The sequence below is a fragment of the Acetobacter sp. DmW_125128 genome, from assembly GCF_008704325.1.
In the GTDB taxonomy this organism is placed as follows: Bacteria; Pseudomonadota; Alphaproteobacteria; order Acetobacterales; family Acetobacteraceae; genus Acetobacter; species Acetobacter oryzifermentans.
The window spans coordinates 1-5,900 of the sequence record NZ_VHOP01000066.1 but is presented as its reverse complement, the minus strand read 5'-3'; the positions used below and the strand labels follow the sequence as shown (position 1 = coordinate 5,900).

Here is a 5,900-nt window from a genome sequence, read left to right as displayed (position 1 = left end):
GAAGAACTGAGTGTTGATGATGAGATCATTGCGTATGTTGATGGTGTCGCGATCCCTCGTCGTGTGACCTGGACCGGTCAGGCACACTGCAACGTTCGTGCCCATCTTCCTGATGATGAGGCAGGCTACCCGGTCCGCATCCTCAAGGATGCCATCGCGGACGGAGTTCCGTTCAAGGACATGCTGATTACGGCGGAGCACTGCCTGTTCTTTGATGGACAGTTTGTTCCGGCCCGGATGCTGGTGAACGGTCGCTCGATCTTCTTCGACAAGTCCATCACGTCTTACGACTACTACCACATCGAAACCGAAGCCCATTCAGTCATTATGGCCGATGGCATGCTCACCGAGAGCTATCTTGATACCGGAAACCGTCGCGCCTTCTCCCAGAAGGGAAACGTTGTCTCGATCGGTAGCACTAGCAATCTGACCTGGGATGACGCGGCCGCCCCTCTGACAGTCTCCAGAGAAGCGGTCGAGCCTCTCTTCCGCCAGATCGAGAACCGCGCGGACAAGGCCGGTTTTGCGATCCACACCGAAGCCCGCCCCCTGACGAACGAAAGCAACCTGCACCTGACCACGGATACGGGAGCGATCATTCGGCCAGCACGGCACAACAATGGACGGGTTATGTTCATGATCCCCGACGGAGTTGAAAGCGTTCGGATCGTCTCCAACGCCAGCCGCCCCTGTGATGTGATCGGCCCCTTCGTCGATGACCGCCGCCATCTGGGTGTTCTGGTTGGAACGGTTACCCTGTTCGAAAGCAACCGGACACGCACGCTGACCGATCACCTCCATGATACCAAGCTCTCAGGCTGGAACAACGTGGAAGAGGGAACCATGCGCTGGACCAGCGGAAATGCTCTGCTTCCCCTGGGGGAACGTGCACCAGGAACCCTGGCTCTGATGGCAATCGAAGTCAGGGCCGCAGGTCCGTATGTCCTGGACGAGACGCTCTCTGAGCGTCAGGCTCTGAAAGCCTGACGTTCCATTCTGTCCCGGGTTATTCCCCGGGACAGAATCACCAGGGATCATATCCCCGATCAGAGCGGCGACTTCGCCCTCTGGATAGACCTTTCGACCGATTGCGGTCCTTTTCGGCGACTTTCCGGGCTTCTTCGGCCGCCCGTAGTTCCGCCTGACGCTGCATTTCCCTCCTGATTTCGGCCTGACGTGCCAGCTCCTGCCTCTGACGCTCCATCCTTTGGCCGATCTTCCGGGCCAGAGCGACCGCCTGCCGCGCCCGTTTCTCAAGGCCGGAGAACAACTCCTGCGCCTTCTCCACGGCCTTGCGGGCCGTTTCCAGAGCACGGTTCCGCTCACGGATCTCTGCGTTCTGCTTCCCGAGATCCGTCACCGGATCTCGGCCGGGGATCTCGCGGGCCGCCTGACGCTCTAGGGCGGTTGCTGACACCCCCATGTGCAGGGTTGGCACTTCCTCACGCCCCTGCCGCTTGAAGCTCCGGTGATCCACCCTCTGCTCGACCTGGTGCCTTTCCAACGCCGTGTTGACCTGGCGCGCCCAGACACCCCGCATGTGCTCGATCTCGGCCGAGGCGGTGCTGGCCACATCCAGAACCCGCGTCTTGGCCCCCAGCCCCTCCTTCCCGGCCGTCCGGGTCGTGGTCAGGATGTGCACATGATGGTTCCGGTTGTCCCCTTGCCGACCGGGTTCATGGATCGCCACATCAGCCACCACCCCGTACCGTTCCACCAGCTCGGCCGCGAAATCCCGGGCCAGTTCTTTCCGTGCGTCCGCATCCAGCTCGGCCGGTAACGCCAGCTCGTATTCCCGTCCGGTCTTGGCGTCCTTCCTCTTCTCGGCCGCCTCGGCTGCGTTCCACAGGGCGTTCCGGTCCTGCGCCCAGTCCGCGCCATCCGGGGCCACGATGAACGCATCTTCCACCCCCTGTTTCCGGGTGTAGTCGTGCGTCAGGCCCTGCCGTTCGTCTGTCAGTTCCTGACCGGCACGATAGGCAGCAGCCGCTACGACGCTGCGACCGGCTGAGCGCGAGATGGATTTGACGGACAGATGGTAGATTGCCACATCTCTCTCCGTTCAGGAAGGGTTCAGGGAAGGAACGTCCCTGACGCACGCATTGGAACAATGCTAAAGTGCGCCCTTACTTCTATCGCAGCAAGGGTTGTTTGCACTCCACGAAGAATAAAGAAAACTTCCGAAAAATCGGGTATCCTCAACAGGGTCACGCGGGAATGGAAATCACAACAGACCATTGCACCCACTTGGGGCGGGAGGAAAAATGACACCCATCGAGAAGGCGAAACAGCAGGTCGAACAAGCCAAGGCCCGGTATCAGGCTTTGCTCGCCAGACAGAACGCCGAGGAACGCAAGCTGGACACAAGGCGCAAGGTCATTCTTGGCGGCCTGCTGATCGACGCGGCCGGTAAGGATGAACGCTTCGGACGGGTCATTAACGAACTGCTGAAACGCATCTCCCGCGACCATGACCACAAGGCGTTCGAGGGGTGGCAGAAGCCGGAACCTGACCAGTCATGACCGACGAACGCGAGCTGGATGACGGGCTGGCCGCGTTCGACCAGCTTGGCCGAGAAATGGCGGAAACGAACCGTCTGCTTCGCAGCGTTCAGACCAGTCAGTCCGAGCGAAACAGACAGGAAAACACCCTATCGGCCGAATTGAAGGCAGCGATCAAACAGGCCACAGGAGCCTCACAGAAGGCGCTACAGGCCAGTAAGACCGAAATACGCTCATATCTCTACTCTGGACAGGCTTGACGGCCTTCCTGATCGTTCTGGTGGCGTTTGGCGGGGGATATTTCTTCGGTCAGCGGTCCGGATGGGATACAGGGCAAGCGGAAGGATACCAGAAAGCCCGGAATCAGGAGGCGGCCGCCAGCTGGGCCAACACCCCGGCCGGACAGCGGGCTTATGGCCTCGATCGGCAGGGTAGCCTTGACCTGCTGACCATGTGCCGTGGGAACGGATGGACCACGGAACGCCAGAAAGGCGGGACCGTCTGCTTCCCGTATGCAGACGCCAAGGGGAACGTGAGCGGCTGGTATCTCCTCTGACCATCACCGGGAGGGGAAAGCCGGCCAGCCCTCTCATCGTTTCCTGAGCCATTTTCTCTTGCCCGATTCTGCCGACGCCACAGGGTCCGGGCGAGCGCGGAGCGGGAGCGGCGTAGCCCGCCCGCAGGGCGCCGGATCAGACCCCGAAATGGCAGTTTTCCACCGGAAAAAGGGGGGACAACAGGGGGATTAGATTCTTTTCTCTTTCTTAGGGATCGCCACACCCCGCAGGAAACAGCGAGAAATAGATTGTTTTAAGTCTCAGATTCTGAGACTAGTAGACCTCGGAATCCGAGACCTAAAGACAGGTTCTCCACAGGGAGCGAGACATGGCTCAGATTGTGCGCCTCACCACCAAGCCGCAGCGATCCGGACAGGAGGAAGCGGCACAGGCCGCTGAGCAGCTCTCGCTCCTGTCTGAAGAACTCCTGAAGCATTTGCCCGGAGAGGCGCGTATAGCCATCTCAAGGGCCACACACGCGTTGCAAAAGGCAGCGCGACCAGACTCCACCGAAGGGCTTTGGCCGGGAGGTTTCACCATGTTGAGCCGTATGCAGACCGCCGCGATCTGGGACGGCATCCGCGAATTATCGTCTGATGATCGCCCCAATCAGGTCCGTCATGCTTTTGATCTGGTGTTGCTCAATCTCCGGCAGGATACGGGCGAAGTCCTGCTCACCCGTGACCAGCTCGCCGAACGGATCGGATGTGCGCCCAAAAACGTCAGCACCATCATGGGCACACTGGAAAAAATGGGCGTGATCCGCCGCGAACGCCGCAGAATTGAAGGCGTGCAAGGCCGAGGAATGGCCGTGTATTTCATCAACCCGCATGTGGCATGGAACGGCTCGCTGGACGTCCGAAAGGCGCAAGCCGCAGAAACCCGGCCGCCCATGCAACTCGAACTTCTCCATGGAGGAGCATCATGAGCAGCACCCTTTACGACCATGATTTTTACGCATGGACCAACGAGCAGGCCAGACTGCTACGCGCCGGAAAACTATCCGAGGCGGACCTTGAACACATCGCCGAGGAAATCGAGAGCATGGGAAAATCCGAGAAGCGTGAACTTATCAGTCGTCTGACTGTGCTGCTTCTTCACCTGCTCAAATGGGAGTTCCAGCCTATGCGCCGTGGTGCTTCATGGCGTCTCTCGATTGCCAACACCCGTGATGCGCTCACCGATCATCTGGCCGACAATCCGAGCTTGCAGAGCGTGCTGGAAGCCAGCGTGGAAACCGCCTATCGCCGCGCTCGCCGTGACTCTGCACTAGAGACGGGATTGCCCGAGCACACCTTTCCATCAACCTGCCCATGGTTATTCAGTCAAATGATGGATGAAAATTTCTGGCCTGAAGCCTAACCACTGAAGAAAATCATGTCGAAAACGCACGATGCTGCATCATGACCGAGCTGTCCGATGTCCGACGTGTCCTCGCAGAGTTGTATGACGCGCATACGCATCTCTCTGATCCGCCTAACGGAGCGCCACGATGGCCGCTGTTCGATCTTCTTGCCCAACGGGCTGACGGCATGGTTCGTATAGCTGCGATCGAAAGCGGTTCGGCCGCAGCCGATGCTGGATTAAAAATCGGCGATCGAATCATCGCGATCGACGGCCGACCAATTGAACGCGTTATCCACGATCTGATGCCGAAATGCCTTATAAGGCCCGACCCAGCAGCCGATGCCTACACCATCAACGTGGCGGTTGCAGGATATCGAGGTAAGGCCCGCCTATTGTCGGTAAGTTCGACAACTGTTGAATCTGACCGCGATCACTGGCGAAAAATTGCCCAAAATCTAGCCGAAACACGGTCACGCAAATGGTGGTTTTGGTGAATTTTTCACAGCAATCCAGATGCTCTCGGCGACCTACGTTGTTTCCGATCTATGCTCACTCCAGGTCCATTTTGGTTGTTCCTGTAGTATCTCCACAACTAATCGTCGTTCTGAACTCAGACACTGAGAAGAACCAGCCATGAGAACATTTTACGAATTTTTTGCTGGCGGACTAAACACCTAAGCGTACGTAAAGGACACTTTCGTGTCGTGACACCAGATCATCGCGACGATACTGACGACGGGTGATTTCCGTCCATGCCACAATTCACCCCTCCTCTTCGCAAAGAGGGAGAAAATGCAAACCTCTGAAATAACTCAATTAATTTTCAGAAAGGCTCCACTTACTCCAGACCAATATTCAAGAAATATCAATTTTGTGATTTTATTTTGTAATTGTCGCGTTGTTGTATTAAAATAAACAATAAACAAGCTGATTGGTGAAAAATGCCTACCATTTCAATACCATCAAATGAAACTTACTCCGTGAAATTCCCTTCAGGAGTCAGTAACTACACAGAAGACTACACAATAAACTATGATGCAACCAAATCATCACGAGTGTATTTTGATTTATCTGACATCCTAACAGGTAGTAATAATAATTTTAATATTAACATTAACTCCTCGCAAAAAGACACATCAAATGTATTTTTTAGCGTTGAAACAGTTGCTTCTTCCACCCAAGGCTCAACTACATATGATTCATCTAAAAATGTAACATTATCTATACTTAAATATGAATCTAATACTGTTACAATATCATACCCAGGAAACCCATTTTCTTTGGAATCTGGAGTTTCGGTTCCTTCATCAGAAATATATTCTTCTATAGGCCCAAGTGGATTTACAGATGTCGTTATATGCTTCCTCCCGGGCTCTCTCATCAGCACGCCACACGGGACGAAGGCCGTTGAAGAACTGAGTGTTGATGATGAGATCATTGCGTATGTTGATGGTGTCGCGATCCCTCGTCGTGTGACCTGGACCGGTCAGGCACA

7 protein-coding genes and 1 pseudogene are annotated in these 5,900 nt (G+C 55.8%); 7 read left to right on the top strand and 1 reads right to left on the bottom strand.

Going from position 1 to position 5,900, the window contains the following annotated elements; all coding sequences use genetic code 11:
* Positions 1-987: Hint domain-containing protein (locus FKW19_RS14540; RefSeq protein WP_193561787.1), on the top strand; the 987-nt coding region annotated here is incomplete at its 5' end.
* A gap of 37 nt (positions 988-1,024) precedes the next feature.
* On the opposite strand, the gene mobQ is transcribed toward FKW19_RS14540, so the two are convergent.
* Entirely contained in the window at positions 1,025-2,050 is a 1,026-nt protein-coding gene (mobQ, locus tag FKW19_RS14535) for a MobQ family relaxase (protein WP_150150589.1), read from the bottom strand.
* A 214-nt stretch (positions 2,051-2,264) separates the two neighbouring features.
* On the opposite strand from mobQ, the gene FKW19_RS14530 reads away from it, so the two are divergent.
* The 6 genes and pseudogenes from FKW19_RS14530 to FKW19_RS15865 form a co-directional block, all read left to right on the top strand.
* Positions 2,265-2,522 (top strand): mobilization protein, encoded by a 258-nt coding sequence (locus FKW19_RS14530; protein WP_150150590.1) that lies wholly within the window; start codon positions 2,265-2,267, stop codon positions 2,520-2,522.
* A complete protein-coding gene (locus FKW19_RS15870; RefSeq protein WP_238331271.1) occupies positions 2,519-2,761 on the top strand; it encodes a hypothetical protein in 243 nt (80 codons plus the stop codon). The genes FKW19_RS14530 and FKW19_RS15870 overlap by 4 nt, the downstream gene beginning before the upstream one ends.
* A 625-nt stretch (positions 2,762-3,386) precedes the next feature.
* The gene (locus FKW19_RS14520) at positions 3,387-3,986 is read left to right on the top strand and encodes a helix-turn-helix domain-containing protein (RefSeq protein WP_150150591.1); all 600 of its coding nucleotides are present in this window, start codon (positions 3,387-3,389) and stop codon (positions 3,984-3,986) included.
* On the top strand, positions 3,983-4,420 hold the full coding sequence (locus FKW19_RS14515; RefSeq protein ID WP_370512887.1) for a DUF29 domain-containing protein: 438 nt from the start codon (positions 3,983-3,985) through the stop codon (positions 4,418-4,420). Before FKW19_RS14520 ends, FKW19_RS14515 begins: the two co-directional genes overlap by 4 nt.
* Positions 4,421-4,461: 41 nt before the next feature.
* Positions 4,462-4,899 carry a PDZ domain-containing protein gene (locus FKW19_RS14510; RefSeq protein ID WP_150150592.1) on the top strand — a complete coding sequence of 146 codons (438 nt, stop codon included), beginning with the start codon at positions 4,462-4,464 and terminating at the stop codon, positions 4,897-4,899.
* Between the two features lie 486 nt (positions 4,900-5,385).
* Positions 5,386-5,900, top strand: a pseudogene (locus tag FKW19_RS15865) (Hint domain-containing protein); the annotation flags it as partial.